The 19,761-nt window shown below is 69.9% G+C and carries 17 protein-coding genes; 6 read left to right on the plus strand and 11 right to left on the minus strand.

Annotation, left to right across the window (positions count from 1 at the left end; genetic code table 11):
• Positions 1 to 26: 26 nt before the first annotated feature.
• The 3 genes from rpsD to J8N05_RS39655 form a co-directional block, all read right to left on the minus strand.
• Positions 27 to 641 carry a 30S ribosomal protein S4 gene (rpsD, locus tag J8N05_RS39645; RefSeq protein ID WP_107019683.1) on the minus strand — a complete coding sequence of 205 codons (615 nt, stop codon included), beginning with the start codon at positions 639 to 641 and terminating at the stop codon, positions 27 to 29.
• 342 nt (positions 642 to 983) lie between these two features.
• Positions 984 to 2,339 carry a replication-associated recombination protein A gene (locus J8N05_RS39650; RefSeq protein WP_210891846.1) on the minus strand — a complete coding sequence of 452 codons (1,356 nt, stop codon included), beginning with the start codon at positions 2,337 to 2,339 and terminating at the stop codon, positions 984 to 986.
• A 117-nt stretch (positions 2,340 to 2,456) separates the two neighbouring features.
• Positions 2,457 to 3,095: a vitamin K epoxide reductase family protein gene (locus tag J8N05_RS39655; protein WP_210891848.1), complete on the minus strand. Its 639-nt coding sequence runs from the start codon at positions 3,093 to 3,095 to the stop codon at positions 2,457 to 2,459.
• A gap of 139 nt (positions 3,096 to 3,234) precedes the next feature.
• Between J8N05_RS39655 and J8N05_RS39660 the strand changes: the two genes are divergently transcribed.
• The 4 genes from J8N05_RS39660 to J8N05_RS39675 are packed head-to-tail and all read left to right on the plus strand — an operon-like array spanning position 3,235 to position 6,798.
• Positions 3,235 to 4,101 carry an ABC transporter ATP-binding protein gene (locus J8N05_RS39660; RefSeq protein ID WP_210891850.1) on the plus strand — a complete coding sequence of 289 codons (867 nt, stop codon included), beginning with the start codon at positions 3,235 to 3,237 and terminating at the stop codon, positions 4,099 to 4,101.
• Positions 4,098 to 4,946 carry an ABC transporter permease gene (locus J8N05_RS39665; protein ID WP_210891852.1) on the plus strand — a complete coding sequence of 283 codons (849 nt, stop codon included), beginning with the start codon at positions 4,098 to 4,100 and terminating at the stop codon, positions 4,944 to 4,946. The genes J8N05_RS39660 and J8N05_RS39665 overlap by 4 nt, the downstream gene beginning before the upstream one ends.
• Positions 4,943 to 6,178 carry a sensor histidine kinase gene (locus tag J8N05_RS39670; protein WP_247706878.1) on the plus strand — a complete coding sequence of 412 codons (1,236 nt, stop codon included), beginning with the start codon at positions 4,943 to 4,945 and terminating at the stop codon, positions 6,176 to 6,178. The genes J8N05_RS39665 and J8N05_RS39670 overlap by 4 nt, the downstream gene beginning before the upstream one ends.
• Positions 6,175 to 6,798 carry a response regulator gene (locus J8N05_RS39675; RefSeq protein ID WP_210891854.1) on the plus strand — a complete coding sequence of 208 codons (624 nt, stop codon included), beginning with the start codon at positions 6,175 to 6,177 and terminating at the stop codon, positions 6,796 to 6,798. Before J8N05_RS39670 ends, J8N05_RS39675 begins: the two co-directional genes overlap by 4 nt.
• Positions 6,799 to 7,009: 211 nt before the next feature.
• Here J8N05_RS39675 and hisS read toward each other — a convergent pair whose 3' ends face one another.
• Both hisS and J8N05_RS39685 read right to left on the minus strand, forming a co-directional pair.
• Positions 7,010 to 8,272 (minus strand): histidine--tRNA ligase, encoded by a 1,263-nt coding sequence (hisS, locus tag J8N05_RS39680; protein ID WP_210891856.1) that lies wholly within the window; start codon positions 8,270 to 8,272, stop codon positions 7,010 to 7,012.
• A 13-nt stretch (positions 8,273 to 8,285) separates the two neighbouring features.
• Entirely contained in the window at positions 8,286 to 9,002 is a 717-nt protein-coding gene (locus J8N05_RS39685) for an MBL fold metallo-hydrolase (protein ID WP_210891858.1), read from the minus strand.
• Positions 9,003 to 9,183: 181 nt separating this feature from the next.
• Here J8N05_RS39685 and J8N05_RS39690 point away from each other — a divergent pair, with 181 nt between their 5' ends.
• Complete coding sequence (locus J8N05_RS39690; protein ID WP_210891859.1) at positions 9,184 to 10,023, plus strand: peptidylprolyl isomerase; 840 nt, start codon at positions 9,184 to 9,186, stop codon at positions 10,021 to 10,023.
• A gap of 135 nt (positions 10,024 to 10,158) precedes the next feature.
• Positions 10,159 to 11,388 (plus strand): DUF349 domain-containing protein, encoded by a 1,230-nt coding sequence (locus tag J8N05_RS39695; RefSeq protein WP_210891860.1) that lies wholly within the window; start codon positions 10,159 to 10,161, stop codon positions 11,386 to 11,388.
• 175 nt (positions 11,389 to 11,563) lie between these two features.
• Here J8N05_RS39695 and J8N05_RS39700 read toward each other — a convergent pair whose 3' ends face one another.
• From J8N05_RS39700 to ruvB, 6 genes are all read right to left on the minus strand, one after another.
• Positions 11,564 to 14,122, minus strand: a complete 2,559-nt coding sequence (locus J8N05_RS39700) for a RelA/SpoT family protein (RefSeq protein WP_210891861.1) — start codon at positions 14,120 to 14,122, stop codon at positions 11,564 to 11,566.
• Between the two features lie 229 nt (positions 14,123 to 14,351).
• Positions 14,352 to 14,891, minus strand: a complete 540-nt coding sequence (locus J8N05_RS39705; RefSeq protein ID WP_210891862.1) for an adenine phosphoribosyltransferase — start codon at positions 14,889 to 14,891, stop codon at positions 14,352 to 14,354.
• Positions 14,888 to 16,018 carry a protein translocase subunit SecF gene (gene secF, locus J8N05_RS39710; protein WP_210891863.1) on the minus strand — a complete coding sequence of 377 codons (1,131 nt, stop codon included), beginning with the start codon at positions 16,016 to 16,018 and terminating at the stop codon, positions 14,888 to 14,890. The genes J8N05_RS39705 and secF overlap by 4 nt, the downstream gene beginning before the upstream one ends.
• Before the next feature lies 1 nt (position 16,019).
• Positions 16,020 to 17,771, minus strand: coding sequence for a protein translocase subunit SecD (gene secD, locus J8N05_RS39715; protein ID WP_210891865.1), 1,752 nt, complete (start codon positions 17,769 to 17,771; stop codon positions 16,020 to 16,022).
• Positions 17,772 to 17,909: 138 nt separating this feature from the next.
• Positions 17,910 to 18,443 carry a preprotein translocase subunit YajC gene (gene yajC, locus J8N05_RS39720; RefSeq protein ID WP_210891868.1) on the minus strand — a complete coding sequence of 178 codons (534 nt, stop codon included), beginning with the start codon at positions 18,441 to 18,443 and terminating at the stop codon, positions 17,910 to 17,912.
• 164 nt (positions 18,444 to 18,607) lie between these two features.
• The gene (gene ruvB, locus J8N05_RS39725; RefSeq protein ID WP_210891870.1) at positions 18,608 to 19,678 is read right to left on the minus strand and encodes a Holliday junction branch migration DNA helicase RuvB; all 1,071 of its coding nucleotides are present in this window, start codon (positions 19,676 to 19,678) and stop codon (positions 18,608 to 18,610) included.
• Between the last annotated feature and the right edge of the window lie 83 nt (positions 19,679 to 19,761).

Genomic DNA, 19,761 nt, shown 5'->3' on the forward strand with positions numbered 1-19,761 from the left:
AGGCCGGTGGTGCCGTGTACGCCTGATCAGCGGGCGTAGTACTCGACGACGAGCTGCTCGTCGCAGATCACCGGGATCTCCTTGCGGTTCGGCTCGCGGTCCAGGCGGAACGCCAGGGCGCCGAGGTTCACCTGGAGGTAGCGCGGGGTCTCACCGTCGGGGGCGAACCCACCGGCACGGGCGACCTCGAACAGCGTCTTGCTGCGGCTGCGCTCGCGGACCATCACGACGTCGTCCGGCTTGACGCGGAACGACGGCTTGTCGACCTTGCCGCCATTGACCTCGATGTGACCGTGCACGACCATCTGGCGGGCCTGGTAGATCGTGCGGGCGATGCCCGAACGCAGAACCAGGGCGTCGAGACGACGCTCCAGCTCGATGACCAGGGCCTCACCGGTCTTGCCCTGCGTCTTGGCGGCACGCTCGTAGGCGCGGACGAGCTGACGCTCGGACACGTCGTACTGCGCGCGCAGACGCTGCTTCTCCAGCAGACGGACCTTGTAGTCCGAGTTCTGCTTGCGGCCGCGGCCGTGCTCGCCCGGCGGGTAGGGGCGGGCCTCGAAGTACTTGACGGCCTTCGGGGTCAGCGCGATGCCGAGGGCACGCGACTTCTTGACCTTGGGGCGGGACTGGTTCGTCATGAACCAAACACCTCGTGATTTCTGATGTGAATACGGCTTCACCAGGGTTAGGGGAGGTCGCATCCGCAGCCAGGGAAACCCTTCGGGTCCTTCACGGACCTGTGGGGCAGCCGCTCCCTGAGCTGGGCACATGTGCAGCACGCGAGTGGCCCACCGACCGTTTCCCGGATACTTCCGAGATGGTGGTGGGCTGCCCGCGACACCTTCGACGGTGCGCGACGCTCCTGGATTCCTCACCCGGGGGTGAGGGCTCCGGCTGCATGTCCCGTTCTGGTGGTGCCGACTTCCTCGTTGAAGGAGGCCGGACACGGGACGCAGCGCTTGGGAGAGTCTACAGGGTGATCAGGACCGCCCTCGACCGAGGTGTTTCCTGGTCCATTCCACCGCGTCCGCGTAGCGCGCCTCGGCGCCGTGCCGGGTCGGGGTGTAGTACTCCCGGTCCTTCAGCTCCTCGGGCGCGTACTGCTGGGCGGCGATGCCTTCGGGGAGGTCGTGCGGATACACGTACCCCTGTGCGTGGCCGAGCTTGGCCGCGCCCTTGTAGTGCCCGTCCCGCAGGTGCATGGGCACGGGGCCCGCGTGGCCCTTGCGCACGTCCTCCATGGCGGCGCCGATCGCCGTCGTCGCGGCGTTCGACTTCGGGGCCAGGGCGAGGGCGATGGTGGCGTGGCTGAGGGTGAGCGCGGCCTCGGGAAAGCCGATCATGGCGACGGCCTGGGCGGCGGCCACCGCCACCGGCAGGGCGTTCGGATCGGCCAGGCCGATGTCCTCGCTGGCGGAGATCATCAGACGGCGGGCGATGAACCGGGGGTCCTCGCCGGCCTCGATCATCCGGGCCAGGTAGTGCAGCGCCGCGTCCACGTCCGAGCCCCTGATCGACTTGATCAGGGCGCTGGCCACGTCGTAGTGCTGGTCGCCGTCGCGGTCGTACTTCACCGCGGCCCGGTCGACGGTCTCCTCCAGGGTCTGGAGGGAGATCTCGGCGTCCTTCTTGTCGAGCGCGGCCCCGGCGGCGGCCTCCAGGGCGGTGAGGGCACGCCGGGCGTCGCCGCCGGCGATCCGCAGAAGGTGGTCCTCGCTCTCCTCCGGAAGTGTGAGAGCGCCCTTGAGACCGCGTTCGTCGGCGAGCGCCCGGCGCAGCAGCCCGCGCAGGTCGTCGTCCGTGAGCGGTTCGAGGGTCAGGAGCAGCGAGCGGGACAGCAGCGGGGAGATGATCGAGAAGTACGGGTTCTCCGTGGTCGCCGCGATCAGCGTCACCCAGCGGTTCTCCACGGCCGGGAGCAGGGAGTCCTGCTGGGCCTTGCTGAAGCGGTGGATCTCGTCGAGGAAGAGGACGGTCTCCTTGCCGTACCCCCCGGTGGCCCGGCGGGCGCCCTCGATGACCGCGCGGACCTCCTTGACGCCGGCGGTGATCGCGGAGAGCTCCACGAAGCGCTTGTTCGTCGCCTTGGAGACCACGTACGCCAGGGTCGTCTTGCCGGTGCCGGGCGGGCCCCAGAGGATCACCGAGGAGGGTCCGGCCGGGCCGCCGCCGCCCTCGCCGACGAGTCTGCGCAGGGGCGAGCCCGGCTTCAGCAGATGCTGCTGGCCCTCGACCTCGTCGAGCGTGCGCGGGCGCATCCGGACGGCCAGGGGGCTCCCCGACGGGTCCTTCTCCTGGCGTTCTTCGGCTGCGGCGGTAAACAGGTCGGGCTCCACGTGCGAAACCCTATGCCACGCCACTGACAACGCGGCCGGGCCCTTGTCACACAAGGGCTCCGCCGGTCCCCGCAAGGGTTCCGCGGGTCGCGCCGCCGGTCGTGTCAGCCGCTCGCGTCAGCTGGTCCAGAAGTCCCACCAGCGCGTCAGGATCAGCATGCCGATGATCCCGATGTGCAGGACCGGCAGCACCCAGGCGAACTCGTCGAGGAACCCCTTCAGCCAGCCGGGCGCGGGCAGCAGGCCGTTGCGGACGTTGTGCGAGGTGACGGCCCAGAACATGATGATCGTCGCGACCCAGGCGAGGCAGCACCACAGGCAGAGCGAGTTGATGTTGTACAGCGACTGGTACTGCAGCCAGGTCACGAATCCGACGCCGAACAGCGTGCCCGCGTTGAAGGTCAGCCAGTACCAGCGCGGATAGGTCGCCCGCCCGAGCAGACTCACACCGACGGCGATCACGATGCCGTACGCCACGAGGCCCATCATCGGGTTGGGGAACCCGAAGACGGAGGCCTGGTCGCTCTTCATGATGTTGCCGCACGAGACGACCGGGTTCAGGCTGCAGCCCGGCGTGAAGTTCGGGTCCTCCAGCAGCTTGAACTTGTCGATCGTGATGACCCAGGAGGCCAGCAGCCCGGCCGCGCCCGTGATCATCAGCAGCAGGGCGAGGAACCGCCCGCCGCCCACGGTCCGTGGGACTCCCGCGGCTCCCTGATCGGTGGAGACGCCTTCCCTGACTGTCGTCTTGCTCATCACGCCGTTTCCGTAGCTTGAGAGGACCTTCCGGGCACGGTCATTGTGCCGCACACGCGCGTGTGTCCACCGTTCGATGGACATAAGGAAGTACGTACGGCCGTCCCGGAACGCTCGCTTCGGCGGGACGCTCGTTCGCATGACAGCACACGCGAACGAACTCGCGGTCGCCGTACGGGGGCTGCGCAAGCGGTACGGCGACATCACCGCCGTCGACGGCATCGACCTCGGCATCCGGCAGGGCGAGGTGTTCGGCCTGCTCGGACCCAATGGCGCGGGCAAGAGCACCACGGTGGAGATCCTCCAGGGCAATCGTTCCCGCGACGCGGGCGAGGTCTCGGTGCTCGGCACCGATCCGGTGAACGCCACGCGCGCGTGGCGCTCGCGGGTCGGCATCGTCTGGCAGGACGAATCCGCGCCCCCCGAGTTGACGGTGGGCGAAACGGTCCGCCATTTCGCGCGCTACTACCCGGCGCCGCGCGACCCGGAAGAGGTCATCGGCCTGGTCGGCCTGGAGCAGAAGACGGGCAGCCGGATCAAGGCGCTCTCGGGCGGGCAGCGGCGCCGGCTCGACGTGGCGCTCGGCGTGATCGGCGGCCCCGACCTGCTCCTCCTGGACGAGCCCACGACCGGTTTCGACCCGGCGGCCCGGCGGCAGTTCTGGGAGCTGATCCGCAGGCTCGCCGACGAGGGCACCACGATCCTGCTCACCACGCACTACCTGGAGGAGGCGGAGGCGCTCGCGGACCGGCTCGCGGTGATCGCGCGCGGACTGGTCGTGGCCGAGGGCGAACCGGCCGAGCTGCGCGACCGGTTCGGCACCGAGGCGGTCGTCGGGTGGACGGAGTCCGACGGCTCCCCCCGCACGGAGCGCACCGGCACGCCCACGCGGACGGTCGCCGAGCTCATGCGCCGCTTCGACGGGGAGATCCCGGGGCTGCGGGTGGTCCGCCCGACCCTGGAGAACGTCTATCTGCGGCTCACGGGCCAGGAGGACACACGATGACCACGACGACGGCACGGGTGCGTACGCGGGAGGCCGGCACGGGCCGGCTCCCGGCGGCCTGGCGGCTCGGGTTCCACCGGGGCGCCCTGGAGATCAAGCAGTTCTTCCGGTTGCGCGACCAGGTGGTCTTCACCTTCGCCTTCCCCATCGTGTTCCTCTTCCTCTTCGCGTCGATCTTCAGCGACGACGTGACGGGCGCGGGCGTCACCGCCTCGCAGCTGTACGTGCCGGCGATGATGGCCGCGGGCATCATGACCACCAGCTTCCAGTCGCTCGGCATCTCGATCGCGATCGAGCGTGACGAGAAGGTGCTGCGCCGGCTGCGCGGGACTCCGATGCCGCCGGCCGCGTACTTCATCGGGAAGATCTGGCTGGTTCTGGTCACCGGCTTCCTGGAGACGGTGATCCTGCTTCTCGTCGGCATCACGTTCTACGGCGTGGAGCTGCCCTCGGACGCCGTGAAGTGGCTGCACTTCGGCTGGATCTTCCTGCTGGGCCTGACGGCGTGCGCCCTGCTCGGCATCGCGATCAGCTCGGTCCCGAAGACCGGCAAGAGCGCGACCTCCGTGGTCGTGCTGCCCTTCCTGGTGCTGCAGTTCATCTCCGGCGTCTACATCTCGATCGACACCATCCCGGACTGGATGCTGAACATCAGCGCGGTGTTCCCGCTGAAGTGGATGTGCCAGGGGCTGCGCGGGGTGTTCCTGCCGGAGTCGGCGCAGGTCCTGGAGCAGGCGGGCAGCTGGGAGTTCGGTCGGATCGCGCTGGTGCTCGGGGCGTGGTGCGTCGGAGGATTGCTGCTGTGTCTGCTGACCTTCCGCTGGAAAACCCGCCGCGACGGATGAGCGGCACAGCCATGGACCACGGCGACGGTGCCTACACCTGGGACCGCTCCTTCCGGCTCTGGGACTCGTACTTCGCCGTGGTGTGGGCGGCCACCCTGGTGTTCGTGCTCGGCACGGACTTCCCGGGGTGGCACACCCGCGTCGTCGCCGCGGCCCTGCTGGTCCCGCTGGTCCCCTGGTACGTCCTGATGGGCCGCCCGATCCTCAGGAGCGAACCGCCCGACGAGCGGCGGGCCCTCGCGTTCCTCGCCGGATGCCTGGCGCTGTTCCTCCCGTCGGCGATCCTGGTGGGCGAGACCCGGCTGATGACGTTCGCGCTCGTCCCTCCGTGCTTCATGGCGCTGTGCCTGCGCCGGGCCCTGGCCGCGGTCGTCGTCATCAACCTCGCGCCGGTGGTGGGCTGGGCGCTGCTGTGGTGGCCCAGCGACCACGCCGTCTTCTTCAACTCCGTGTTCGCCGTGGTCACCCTGGTCTTCTCGGCGGCCGTCGGCAGTTGGATCATCCGGGTCATCGAGCAGAGCCAGGACCGGGCCACGCTGATCGCCGAACTGGACGCCAGTCGCCACGAACTCGCGCGGCTCTCGGCCGCGCACGGCGCGCTGGCCGAGCGGGAGCGCCTCTCCCGGGAGATCCACGACACGCTCGCGCAGGGCTTCACGAGTCTGCTGATGCTCACGCAGGCCGTCGAGGCGGAGCTGGACCGCTCCGACGCGGCGAAGGCCCGCCGGCATCTGGCCCTGATGGAGGCGACCGCGCGCCAGAACCTCGCCGAGGCGCGGGCCCTGGTCGCCGGCGGTACGCCCGCCGACCTCGACGGGGCGTCCCTGCCCGACGCGCTGCGCCGGCTCGCCGCACGGCACGAGGCGTCGGTGACCGTGTCCGGCCCCGTGCGCCCGCTGCCCGCCGCGGCGGAGGTCGTCATCCTGCGCGCCTGCCAGGAGGCGCTGTCCAACGCCCGCAAGCACGCGGGGAGTTCGGCCGCCGTCGACATCGAACTGATCCACTCCTCCGGAGAACTCTCGGTGCGTGTGGGCGACGACGGGTGCGGCTTCGACCCCTCCCTGCCGTCCGGCGGTTACGGGCTCGTGGGGCTGCGCGCGCGGGCCGCCGAGGTGGGCGGGACGACGGTGGTCCGCAGCGCGCCCGGCGAGGGCACCACGGTCACGGTCCGGCTCCCCGTACCGCTCGCACCACTCGCATCACTCGCACCACTCGAAAGGGGTACCCCGTGATCCGGATCGTCCTCGCCGACGATCATCCCGTCGTACGCGAGGGGCTGCGCGCGATGCTCAGCGCCGAACCCGATCTGGATGTCGTGGCCGACGCCTCCAGCGGGCCCCAGGCCGAGGCCCTGGCCGCGGAACTCCGGCCGGACATCGTCCTGATGGACCTGCGGATGCCCGGCGGCGGGGGCGTCGACTCCATCCTCCGGATGACCGAGGCGGGGCTGCCGTGCCGGATCGTGGTCCTCACCACGTACGAGACCGACCGGGACATCCTGCGGGCCGTCGAGGCCGGGGCGGCGGGTTATCTGCTCAAGGATCTGCCGCGGGGTGAACTGGCGGACGCGGTGCGGGCCGCCGCGCGCGGTGAGACCGTCCTGGCGCCGTCGGTCGCCGCGCGGCTGGTGGACCAGCTGCGTACGAAGCCGGAGGTTCCGCGGTTGTCCGCGCGGGAGGTGGCGGTGTTGCGGCTGGTGTCCGAGGGGTGCACGAATGCCGAGATCGGGCGGCGGTTGTTCATCGGGGAGTCGACGGTGAAGACGCACTTGCTGCGGGCGTTCGGCAAGCTGGGGGTCGACGACCGGACGGCGGCGGTCACGAGTGCGATGCGCTTCGGCTTGCTGGAGTGACCTTTCCTCGCCCCCGCCGCCCCTACCCGTCCCGTCACTGACTCGGGGGCCAGCCCCCGAACCCCCGGTCCTCAAACGCCGGACGGGCTGAAAACGATTCAGTCCGTCCGGCGTTTGAGGACGAGCGCGCAGCGCGATCAAGGGGGGCGAGGGGGCGCAGCCCCCATGCGTGGACGGGAACGGGTAGGGGCGGCGGGGGCGAGGAAAGCCCCTAGCTCAGCCTCGACTCAAGCTCCGCCACGATCTCGTTGAGGCCCACCGCCACCTGCTCCCCCGACTCCATGTCCTTCAGCTGCACGACCCCCTCGGAGAGGTCCCGCTCACCGGCGACGACCGTGTAACGCGCCCCACTACGGTTCGCGTTCTTCATCGCGCCCTTCAGCCCCTTCCCCCCGTACGAGAAGTCCGCAGCGACCCCGTTCCGACGCAACTCGGTCACCACACCGAAAAGCACCCGCCGCGCCTCCTCCCCCAGCGGCACCGCGAACACACTCGTGGCGGAGGGAAGCTGCAGCGAGACACCCTCGGCCTCCAGCGCGAGGACCGTACGGTCGACGCCGAGCGCCCACCCCACGGACGGCAGCGCGGGCCCGCCGATCATCTCGGAGAGGCCGTCGTAGCGCCCGCCACCACCCACCGCGGACTGCGAGCCGAGCCCGTCGTGCACGAACTCGAAGGTCGTCCGGGTGTAGTAGTCGAGCCCACGGACCAGCTTGGGGTCGTCCTCGTAGGAGACGCCCGCGGCCGTGATCAGCTCGCGCACCTCCTCGTGGTACGCCTTGCACGCGTCGCAGAGGTAGTCCCGCAGGAGCGGGGCGCCCACCAGTTGCTTCTGGACGTCGTCGCGCTTGTCGTCGAGGACGCGCAGCGGGTTGATGTCGGCCCGGCGCAGGGTCTCCTCGTCGAGGTCGAGGCCCCGCAGGAAGTCCTGGAGCGCGGCCCGGTAGACGGGCCGGCACTCCTTGTCGCCCAGCGAGTTGAGCAGGATCCGGAACTCGCGCAGCCCGAGCGAGCGGTACGCCTGGTCGGCCAGGATGATCAGCTCGGCGTCCAGCGCCGGGTCCTCCGCGCCGATGGCTTCCGCGCCGACCTGGGAGAAGTGCCTGTACCGGCCCTTCTGGGGCCGCTCGTAGCGGTAGTAGGAGCCCGAGTACCAGAGCTTGACGGGGAGGTTGCCGACCTTGTGGAGGTTGGCCTCCAGGGCGGCCCGCAGCACGGAGGCGGTGCCCTCGGGGCGCAGCGCCAGCCGGTCGCCGCCCTTGGTCTCGAAGGCGTACATCTCCTTGGTCACGATGTCGGTGGACTCACCGACCCCGCGCGCGAACAGCTCGACGCTCTCGAAGCCGGGCGTCTCGATGTAGCCGTAACCGGAGTTGCGCAGCGGAGCGGCGATCGCCTCGCGCACGGCGAGGTACTTCGCGCTGTCCGGCGGAATCAGGTCGTAGGTGCCCTTGGGGGCCTTGAAGGTGCTCACGGGAAGTTACTCGTCACATTCCTCGTCGAGGAGCGGAGGTCGGGTCCGCTCCGGGGCCGGGCGCCGCCACCTGCCGCAGGTACGGGTTGGTGGCGCGCTCCTGGCCGATGGTCGTCTGGGCGCCGTGGCCGGACAGCACCACGGTCGAGTCGTCGAGCGGCAGGCACACGCGTGCCAGCGAGCCGAGCATCTCGTCCATGTCGCCGCCGGGCAGGTCGGTGCGTCCGATGGAGCCGGCGAAGAGCAGATCCCCGGAGAAGAACACGGAAGGGATCTCCGCGCTCTCGGGCATCCGGAAGGTCACCGACCCCTTCGTATGGCCGGGCGCGTGCGCGACGGAGAAGTCGAGGCCGGCGAGTTTCAGCGCGGCTCCGTCCGTCAGTTCCCGTACGTCGTCCGGTTCGCCGACCGTCAGTTCGCCCATCAGCGGCATGCCGATGGAGCGGCCGAGCGCCCGCTCGGGGTCGCTCATCATGTACCGGTCCTCGGGGTGGATCCAGGCGGGCACGTCGTGCGCGCCGCACACCGGGACCACCGAGGCCACATGGTCGATGTGGCCGTGCGTGAGGACGACGGCGACGGGCTTGAGCCGATGCTTGGCGAGCGCTTCCTCGACTCCCTGGGCGGCCTGGTGGCCCGGGTCGATGATCACGCACTCCTCACCGGCGGCGGGGGCGACCAGATAACAGTTGGTGCCCCAGGCCCCGGCGGGGAACCCGGCAATGAGCACGTTCGTCCTTCGGTATGCCGTACGGAATGTCGCACGGGGGATGGCTTCGCTGCGGTTCAGAGCCTACCGGCGCTGCCGGAACCACAGCGAACCCATATACGGTACGGGGCACACGCAGGCGGTCGGCTCACAAGACCCACGCGTCCCACCTGACGTACGAGACGCATGAGGAGATAACCCGGTGGTCACCCAGGAACAGCGGCGGCGTCAGCTCGCCCGGGAGAAGTTCTTGCGGCAACAGCAGCGGCGTACGTCCGCTCGGCGCAAGGCCCACGCTCGTAACGCGGTGATCGCGTCGGTCCTCGGCGTGATCGTCGTGGGCAGCGTGGTGTCGTACGCGACCGGGGTCTTCAAGAAGGACGACGACGACAAGTCGAACGCCGCCGCGGAGGCCACCCCGAGCGCCTCCCCCAGCAAGGCTCCGGACCCCTGCGACAAGGCCGCCGCGGGCAAGGTGAAGTCGCTGACGTACAAGAAGGAGCCGGCGATCACCATCGACAAGTCGGCGGACTACACGATGAAGCTGCAGACGACCTGCGGCGCGATAGACATCGACATGCCGGCCTCGAAGGCCCCGCACACCGTGAACTCGTTCAGCTTCCTCACGGGCAAGGGCTACCTGGACCACACCAAGTGCCACCGTCTGACGACGAACGGCATCTACGTGCTCCAGTGCGGCGACCCGCAGGGCACCGGCATGGGCGGCCCCGGCTACACCATTCCCGACGAGAACCTCAAGGACAAGCGCCTCAAGGGCGATGTGTACCCGGCGGGCACGGTGGCGATGGCCAACCAGTACAACGCGCAGACGAAGGAAGGCCGCGACAGCGGCGGCAGCCAGTTCTTCCTCGTCTACCAGGACAGTCAGTTGCCGGCCAACTACACACCGTTCGGCACGATTTCCGAATCGGGCATGAAGGTGCTGAAGAAAATCGCGGCCGCCGGCGAGAGCACTGGCCAGGGCGACGGCACACCCAACGCGACCGTCGTGATCGACAAGGCGACCGTGACGAAATCCTGACCGCAGGCAGCGAAATTTCGGTCGCGCGGGATGCGGACAGCCGCCCCGCCGGTCGCCTATGTTGGCCGTGACGAAACTGTGGACGATGCCCGGGGGCAAAGCAGCCCCACGCAGGCATCATGTGGAGGAGGCGCTGTGAGCAGCGACCCGTGGGGCCGCGTCGACGAGACGGGCACCGTGTACGTGCGTACCACCGACGGCGAGCAGGTAGTCGGTTCCTGGCAGGCCGGTACTCCCGACGAGGCACTGGCCTACTTCGAGCGCAAGTACGAGGGACTGGTCGTGGAGATCGGCCTTCTCGAACGACGGGTGAAGACCACCGACCTGTCCTCGAAGGACGCCCAGGTCGCCATCGCCCACATCCGCGAACAGGTGGACGCCCACCACGCGGTCGGGGATCTGGACGCGCTGAAGGTCCGGCTGGACAAGCTCGTCGAGACGGTCGACGCCCGTCGTGAGGAGCGCAAGGCGCAGCGGGCGAAGCAGTCCGACGAGGCCCGGCACTCCAAGGAGGCGCTGGTCGTCGAGGCGGAGGAGCTGGCCCAGTCCGACCAGTGGCGGGCCGCCGGTGAGCGGCTGCGGGCGCTCGTGGACACCTGGAAGGGCCTGCCGAGGCTCGACCGGAAGTCCGACGACGAGCTGTGGCACCGCTTCTCGCACGCGCGCTCGGCGTTCTCCAAGCGGCGCAAGGCGCACTTCGCGTCGCTGGACGCGCAGCGCGAGGAGGCCCGCAAGACCAAGGAGAAGCTGGTCGCGGAGGCCGAGTCGCTCTCGGCCTCGGCCGACTGGGGTCCGACGGCGGCCCGTTACCGCGAGCTGATGGCGGACTGGAAGGCCGCGGGCCGTGCCCAGCGCGAGCACGAGGACGACCTGTGGAACCGCTTCCGCGGCGCCCAGGACGTGTTCTTCGCGGCGCGCAGCTCGGTGTTCGCCGAGCGGGACGCGGAGCAGACGGAGAACCTGAAGCTCAAGGAGGAGCTGGCCGAGGAGGCCGAGAAGCTCGTCCCGGTGCAGGATCTGAAGGCGGCCAGGGCCGCTTTCCGCTCGATCAACGAGCGCTGGGAGGCCATCGGCCATGTGCCGCGGGACGCCCGGCCGAAGGTCGAGGGACGGATGCACGCGGTGGAGCGGGCGCTCCAAGAGTCCGAGGAGACCGAGTGGCGCCGGACGAACCCAGAGGCACGCGCGCGTGCGGAGGGTCTGACCGGGCAGCTGCAGGCCGCTGTGGACAAGCTCCAGGGGCAGATCGAGACGGCTCGCTCCGCGGGGAACGGGGCCAAGGCCGACAAGCTCCAGCGGGAGCTCGACGGGCGGCAGGCGCTGCTTGATCAGGCCCTGAAGGGTCTGCACGAGTTCGGCGGATAGCTCCGCCAGGGCGCTCCGCCAGGGCGCTCCGCTGGGCGGCCCGTTTTTGACTGCGGGTGCGTCGTGGCTGGTCGCGCAGTTCCCCGCGCCCCTCGAAGGAGGGCTGCGCCCTCTTCGCGACACAGGAGGGGCTCCCGTACGGTCCGTACGGGAGCCCCTCCTTCGTGTTCTGCTGCTAGGCCTCCGACGGGCGGCGGGCCGATGTCACGCGGTAGACGTCGTACACGCCCTCCACTCCCCTGACCGCCTTCAGGACGTGGCCCAGGTGTTTGGGGTCGCCCATCTCGAAGGTGAAGCGGGAGGTGGCCACCCGGTCGCGGGACGTCTGGACGGCCGCGGACAGGATGTTGACGTGCTGGTCGGACAGGACGCGTGTGACGTCCGACAGAAGCCGTGAGCGGTCCAGCGCCTCGACCTGGATGGCGACCAGGAAGACCGAGGACTGGGTGGGGGCCCACTCGACTTCGAGGATGCGCTCGGGCTCACGGGACAGGGAGTCGACGTTGACGCAGTCGGTGCGGTGGACCGACACCCCGCTGCCGCGCGTCACGAAGCCCATGATCGGGTCGCCGGGAACGGGCGTGCAACAGCGGGCCAGCTTGACCCACACGTCGTCGACGCCCTTGACGACGACACCCGGGTCGGCGTTCGAGCGGCGCTTGCGGCCGCGGCCGCGCGCGGGCGGGACGCTCTCGTCGATCTCCTCGGTGGCGGCCTCCTCGCCGCCGAGCGCCTGCACGAGCTTCTGCACGACACCCTGCGCGGCCACATGGCCCTCGCCGATGGCCGCGTACAGGGACGAGATGTCGGGGTAGCGCATCTCGTGCGCGAGCGTGACCAGCGAGTCGCCGGTGAGGATGCGCTGGATCGGCAGGTTCTGCTTGCGCATGGCCCGCGCGATGGCGTCCTTGCCCTGCTCGATCGCCTCGTCGCGGCGCTCCTTGGAGAACCAGGCGCGGATCTTGTTGCGGGCGCGGGGCGACTTGACGAAGCCCAGCCAGTCCCGGGACGGTCCGGCGCCGGCCGCCTTGGAGGTGAAGACCTCCACCAGGTCGCCGTTGTCGAGGGTCGACTCCAGCGGGACGAGGCGTCCGTTGACGCGTGCTCCTATGGTGCGGTGACCCACCTCCGTATGCACCGCGTAGGAGAAGTCCACGGGGGTCGCGCCGGCCGGCAGCGCTATCACGTCGCCCTTCGGCGTGAAGACGAAGACCTCGTTGCGTGAGAGGTCGAAGCGCAGGGACTCCAGGAACTCGCCCGGGTCCTCGGTCTCCTTCTGCCAGTCGAGGAGCTGGCGCAGCCACGCCATGTCGTTGAGGTGGTCGTCCTTGCCGGTGGTCCGCGGCTGGTCGGAGCGCACCTTGGAGGCACCGGCGACGGCCTCCTGCTTGTACTTCCAGTGGGCGGCGATGCCGTACTCGGCGCGGCGGTGCATGTCGAACGTACGGATCTGGAGTTCGACCGGCTTGCCGTTGGGCCCGATGACCGTCGTGTGCAGCGACTGGTACATGTTGAACTTGGGCATCGCGATGTAGTCCTTGAACCGCCCCGGAACCGGGTTCCAGCGGGCGTGGACGGTGCCCAGCGCCGCGTAGCAGTCGCGGACGGTGTCGACGAGGACGCGGATGCCCACCAGGTCGTAGATCTCCGCGAAGTCACGGCCGCGGACGATCATCTTCTGGTAGACGCTGTAGTAGTGCTTCGGGCGGCCGGTGACGGTCGCCTTGATGCGGGCCGCGCGCAGGTCGGACTGGACCTCGTCGGTCACTATGGCGAGGTATTCGTCCCTCTTGGGGGCGCGCTCGGCGACCAGGCGCACGATCTCGTCGTACATCTTGGGGTAGAGGATCGCGAAGGCGAGGTCCTCCAGCTCCCACTTGATGGTGTTCATGCCCAGGCGGTGGGCGAGCGGCGCGTAGATCTCCAGGGTCTCGCGCGCCTTCTTCTCCTGCTTCTCGCGCTTGAGGTACCGCATGGTGCGCATGTTGTGCAGGCGGTCGGCGAGCTTGATGACCAGGACGCGGGGGTCCTTGGCCATGGCGACGACCATCTTGCGGACGGTCTCGGCCTGCGCGGCCTCGCCGAACTTGACCTTGTCGAGCTTGGTGACGCCGTCGACGAGCAGGGCGACCTGGTCGCCGAAGTCCTTGCGGAGGGTGTCGAGGCCGTACTCGGTGTCCTCGACCGTGTCGTGCAGCAGGCCCGCCATCAGCGTCGCCGGGTCCATGCCCAGCTCGGCGAGGATCGTCGTCACCGCGAGCGGGTGCGTGATGTACGGGTCGCCGCTCTTGCGCTTCTGGCCGCGGTGCCAGCGCTCGGCGACCTGGTAGGCGCGCTCGACCTGGCGCAGGGTGGCCGTCTCGATCTTCGGGTCGTTGCTGCGCACGATCCGCAGCAACGGCTCCAGCACCGGGTTGTACGGGTTCGAGCGCTGGACGCCGAGACGGGCGAGCCGGGCCCGTACACGGTTCGAGGAGCCGCCGGAGCGCGCGGGCTGGCCGGCGGCGGGCCGCGCGGCGGACGCGGGACGGGCCGCGGGCGTGGAGGCCTGCCGCTCGGGAGCAGCCGGCTCGGGGCGTGGCTGATCCGCCGCCTTGGCCGGGGCCGACCCGTTCTTCGCGGGTGCGGGCGCGGCGGGCTTGCCCGCGGGCGCCGCGGGCTGCTCGGGCTTGGCGGCCGGTGATACCCCCGGGCGTTCGGCCCTGGGGGCGAGTGGCTGGGCCTCGTCTGGCAAGAGGGCTCCTCGTGCGCGATCCGGGTCCCCGGTCAGGCTCCGGAAACCCCATGGTAGCGATCCTGGGCCGGGGTCTCGCCTTCGGCCGGTGGGACGGCCTTCCACGGGAGAAACACGAGAGGCGGGTCCCGGATTCCTCCGGGACCCGCCTGCACGGTGTCCTGCGGGGTTCTGAGCGGTGTCGGACGGGTGGCCGCCCGGTTGTGCGGGCGGCCGGTCCTCCGGTCGCTCAGACCGTGAGCAGCGCCTCCAGCGGGGCGCCGTCCAGAGCGGGCTCCAGACGGGCGCGGCCGCTCAGGAAGCCCAGCTCCATGAGAACGGCGACCCCGGCGACCTCGGCGCCCGCCCTGCGGATCAGCTGGAGCGAGGCCTCGGCGGTGCCACCGGTGGCAAGGACGTCGTCGACGACCATCACGCGGTCGCCCGGCGCTAGGTCCTCGGCGTGCACCTCGATCTCGGCGGAGCCGTACTCCAGCTCGTACGACTGGCTGAGGGTCGCTCCGGGGAGCTTGCCCGCCTTGCGTACGGGGATGAAGCCCAGGCCGGCGCGGACCGCGACGGGGGCGCCCAGGATGAAGCCGCGGGCCTCCAGGCCGACGATCTTCGTGGCGCCGTTGCGGACGCTGATCCCGGCCAGGGCCTCGGTGAGCGCCGTGAACGCCGCCGGGTCCGCCAGAAGCGGGGTGATGTCCTTGAACATCACGCCCGGCTCCGGGTAGTCCGGCACGTCACGGATGCGGCTGAGCAGCAGTTCCTCGATGCCGGTCATCGGCGCTTGCCCGAAGGACGGCCGCGGCCCCTGCTCCGGGACGACGGCTGGGCGCGCTGGGCACGGGGTCCGACGACCGCGGGGGTCGCGTCGTCGTCCGGCTCCTCGTCGTCGTACGAGCGCTCGACGACCGGGGCCTCCAGGGACTCGCCCTTCGCCGCGGCGGCGGCCCGCTTGGCCAGGACGCGCTTCCTCAGTGCCTTTATCTGCGGCTCGCGCTCCTTGAGGTCGGCGACGAGCGGCGTGGCGATGAAGATCGAGGAGTACGCGCCGGCGGCGAGGCCGACGAACAGCGACAGCGAGATGTCGTTGAGCATGCCCGCGCCGAGGACACCGCCGCCGATGAACAGCAGGCCCGCCACCGGGAGCAGCGCGACGACCGTGGTGTTGATGGAACGCACCAGGGTGCCGTTGATCGAGCGGTCGGCGATCTCGCTGTAGGTGTAGCGGGTCTGTTTGGTGATGTCCTTCGTCTGTTCCTTGAGGCTGTCGAAGACCACCACCGTGTCGTACAGCGAGTAACCGAGGATCGTGAGCAGACCGATCACGGTGCCCGGGGTGACCTCGAACCCGACGAGCGCGTAGACGCCGACCGTGATGGTGATGTCGTGGATCAGCGCCACGAGCGCGGCGGCGGCCATCCGCCACTCGAAGGCGATCGCCAGATAGATCACCACCAGGACCATGAAGATCGCCAGGCCCTGCCAGGCCTTGTTGGCGATCTGATCACCCCAGCTGGGGCCGACCAGATCGGCGTTGATCTTCTCCGGGTCGACCTTCAGGTCCTTGGAGAGGTCCTTCTTGATCTGGTCGGACTTGCCGGTGTCGACACCGGCGACCTGGATGCGCAGTCCGCCGTTGCCGAGCTTCTGGACGATCGCGTCGTGGCCCGAGGCCTCTTCCGCGTACGTCTCGGCCTGGCTCACCGAGACGCTGGTGCGCTCGGTGGTGAAGACGGCGCCGCCCTGGAACTCGATGCCCATGTTCAGGCCGCGCACCGCGAGGCCCAGGATCGCCGTGATGGTGATCAGGATCGAGACGCCGTACCAGATCTTGCGCTTGCCGACGAAGTCGTAGCCGATCTCACCGCGGTGGAGCCGGGCGCCGAGGGTGCCGAGTTTCGACATCTCACGCCTCCTTCGTGTCGACGGGGGCGGACGCACGACGGGTGCGGCGCAGCGGCGGCTGCACGCCCAGTCGCTTCGGGTCGAGGCCGGACCAGCTGTGGCCCTCCGCGAAGAACTTCCTGCGGGCCAGAAGCGTCATCAGCGGCTTGGTGAAGAAGAAGACGACGACCACGTCGAGCAGGGTGGTGAGCCCCAGGGTGAAGGCGAAGCCCTGGACCTTGCCGACGGTGACGACGAAGAGCACGGCGGCGGCGAGGAACGACACGAAGTCGGAGACCAGGATGGTGCGCCGGGCACGCGGCCAGGCACGCTCGACCGCCGGGCGCATCCTCCGGCCTTCGCGGATCTCGTCACGGATGCGTTCGAAGAACACGATGAACGAGTCCGCGGTGATGCCGATGGCCACGATGGCGCCGCAGACCGCCGGCAGGTTCAGCGCGAACCCGATCGTCGGGCCGAGCAGCGACATGATCACGTACGTCATGACCGCGGAGACCAGCAGCGAGGCGATGGCGATCATCGACAGGCCGCGGTAGTAGACCACCAGGTAGATGATGACCAGGGCCAGGCCGATGGCGCCGGCGATCAGACCGGCCTCCAGCTGCTCGCCGCCGAGCGCGGCGGTGACGGTGGTGACGCTCGCCTCGGTGAAGGTGAGCGGCAGCGCGCCGTACGACAGCATGTTGGCGAGGTCCTGGGCCTCCTGCTGGTCGAAGCTGCCGGAGATCTCCGCGGTGCCGCCGGTCAGCGCCTGGCTGACGTACGGGTCGGAGACGACCTCACCGTCGAGGACGATGGCGAACTGGTTCTGCGGGGACTGGTTCTGCGCCAGCTTGCCCGTGATGCTCGCGAACTTCTTGCCGCCCTTGCCGGTGAAGTCCATGGTGACTTTCCAGCCCGCGGCACCCTGGGTGTCGAACACGGCCGAGGCCTTGTCGACGTCCGTGCCCTCGACCTCGGCCGGGCCGAGGATGTACTTCTGCCACTGGCCCTGCGAGTTCTGGCCGCAGGCCACGGTCGGGTCGCCGGCCTTGACGCCGTCACCGGCCTTGGCGCGGACCGTCTTCTTGCTGCAGTCCAGCTTCGTGTACTCCGCCTGGAGCTTCGCGGTCGCCGGGTCGGTGCTCGCGGACGCCGAGGGGCTGGCAGCGGCGGACTCGCTGCCCGTGCTGCTCCCCGAGGGAGTGGGGTCGGCCTTCAGCGCGTCGGTGACCGCCCGGCCCTGCGAGGTGGCGGAGGCGGAGGGCGACGAGGAGGAGGTGGCCTTCTCGCTCTCCTTCGCCGAGGCGGAAGGGCTCGCGGAGGAACTGCCGGACGCGCTCGGGGACGGGGTCGCGGCGTCGGCGCCGGTGACCTCGGTGACCAGCACGGGACGGAAGTAGAGCTTGGCGGTGGTGCCGACCTGCTCCCGGGCCTGCTCGGAGTTCGTACCCTTGGGGATGTTGACGATGATGTTGCTGTCGCCCTGGGTCTGCACCTCCGCTTCGCTGACGCCCAGACCGTTGACACGGCGGTTCATGATGTCGACCGCGGTGTCCATGTTGGTCTTGTTGATCGCGTTCTTCTGACCGGGCTCGTTCTTCGCCTGGAGCGTGATGCTCGTACCGCCGGCGAGGTCGATGCCCAGTCGCGGTGTCGTGTGCCCGGAGGCGAACATGCCGCCGGTGAGCGCCACGATGGCGATCAGGATCAGGGCCAAGGTGCGTCCCGGCCTGCCCTGGGTGCCCTGTCGGCCCTTCTTGGGTGCTGCCACCTTCTCGTTCTCCCTCTTCGTCCGCCCGGTCTCTCGGTACCTTCGCGGACGGGCATCAAATGGTGGGGGTTCCGCGCGAAGCCGGACGTCCGGGGACCGCGGCGCGCGAGCGGCGCACTCCGCGGTCCCCGGTCGTGGCTACTTCGTGTCGGACTCGCCGTCGGACTTCTTGAGCTCTGCGGCGTCGGTCTTCTTCGGCTCCGCGGCGGCGGACTCGTCGGCGGGCTCGACGACGGACTCGGCGGTCGGCTCGGCGACGGGCTCGTCGGCCGCGTCCTTCTTGCCGAGGTCGATGTGCTTGTCGTCGGAGACGTCGGCGGACTCGTCCGTCTCGGTGAGGGAGGAGGCGTCGTCCGGCACGACCGACTCGTCGGACTTCAGGTCGTGCTCGATGCCGTGGACGATGCGGTTGTACTCGTCGTCGCCGAGGACCGCGCCGATGGCGTTCTTCGCGAAGAGCAGGTCGACGCCCGGGCCTGCGTCAAGGAGGACCGTCTCCTCGTTGACCTCCTTGACGGTCGCGTACATGCCACCGATCGTGCGGACGCCGGTGCCGGGCTGCATCTCGTTGCGCATCTGCGCAGCCGCATTCTGCTTCTTCTTGGCCGACCGGGTCATCAGGAACATGGCCCCGATGAGCACGATGAACGGGAGGAGGGTCACGAGACTCACGGGACGGAACTTCCTTCATTCGACCGCGATGGTGAGCGGCCTGCTGGATGGGGGTATGTACGCCGTCTACAAGGGCGGCATCGGCGGAGTCTAAGCGAGTCCGCCGTCAAGGAACAACGCTCAGCATGGCACCGGGGTTCCTGACCTCGCGAGCCCCCTCGCCGTCACGCCCCGAACAGGTCCCCTTGTCCGTTTCCACCGGTTGACGACCGGGGCGGCGTGAGGCCCAGGTGAGCCCACGCGGCCGGGGTGGCGACGCGTCCGCGGGGCGTCCGGGCCAGCAGCCCCTCCCGTACGAGGAAGGGCTCGGCCACCTCTTCGACGGTCTCCCGCTCCTCCCCCACGGCCACGGCGAGGGTGGAGAGGCCGACGGGCCCGCCGCCGAAGAGCTTGAGGAGGGCTTCGAGGACGCCCCGGTCGAGGCGGTCGAGGCCGCGGCTGTCCACTTCGTACACCGCGAGGGCGGCGCCGGAGATGGCCTGGTCGATGACGCCGTCGGCCTTGACCTGGGCGTAGTCGCGGACCCGGCGCAGCAGGCGGTTGGCGATACGCGGCGTGCCCCGGGAGCGGCCGGCGATCTCGGCGGCCCCGTCCGTGTCGATCTCCACGTCGAGCAGATGTGCGGAGCGGTGGATGACCCGCTCCAGCTCGGCGGGCTCGTAGAACTCCATGTGGGCGGTGAAGCCGAAGCGGTCGCGCAGCGGGGGCGGCAGCAGGCCCGCGCGCGTGGTGGCGCCGACGAGCGTGAAGGGCGGCAGTTCGAGGGGGATGGCGGTGGCGCCGGGGCCCTTGCCGACGATGACGTCGACGCGGAAGTCCTCCATCGCCATGTAGAGCATCTCCTCGGCGGGCCGCGACATGCGGTGGATCTCGTCGAGGAAGAGGACCTCGCCCTCCTGGAGGGAGGAGAGGATCGCCGCGAGGTCGCCCGCGTGCTGGATGGCGGGGCCGCTGGTGATGCGGATCGGGGCCTCCATCTCGGCGGCGATGATCATCGAGAGGGTGGTCTTGCCCAGGCCGGGGGCGCCGGAGAGCAGCACGTGGTCGGCGGTGGCGCCCCGCGCGCGTGCGGCGCGCAGGACGAGGTCGAGCTGCTCGCGGACCTTCTCCTGGCCGATGAACTCACCGAGGTCCTTGGGCCGCAGGGCGGCCTCGACGGCCTGCTCCTCACGGTCCCCGGCCGCACCGACGAGCCGCTCGCCGCTACCGTCGTCGGTCGTCTCGTCCCAGTTCATTCGGCGTGCCTCGCGGTGTAGTGGATCAGGTCGTACGGACGTGGGGCGCCCCGGAGGGGCGCGGGGAACTGCGCGACCGGCCA

Source organism: Streptomyces liliiviolaceus (assembly GCF_018070025.1).
Classification (GTDB): domain Bacteria; phylum Actinomycetota; class Actinomycetes; order Streptomycetales; family Streptomycetaceae; genus Streptomyces; species Streptomyces liliiviolaceus.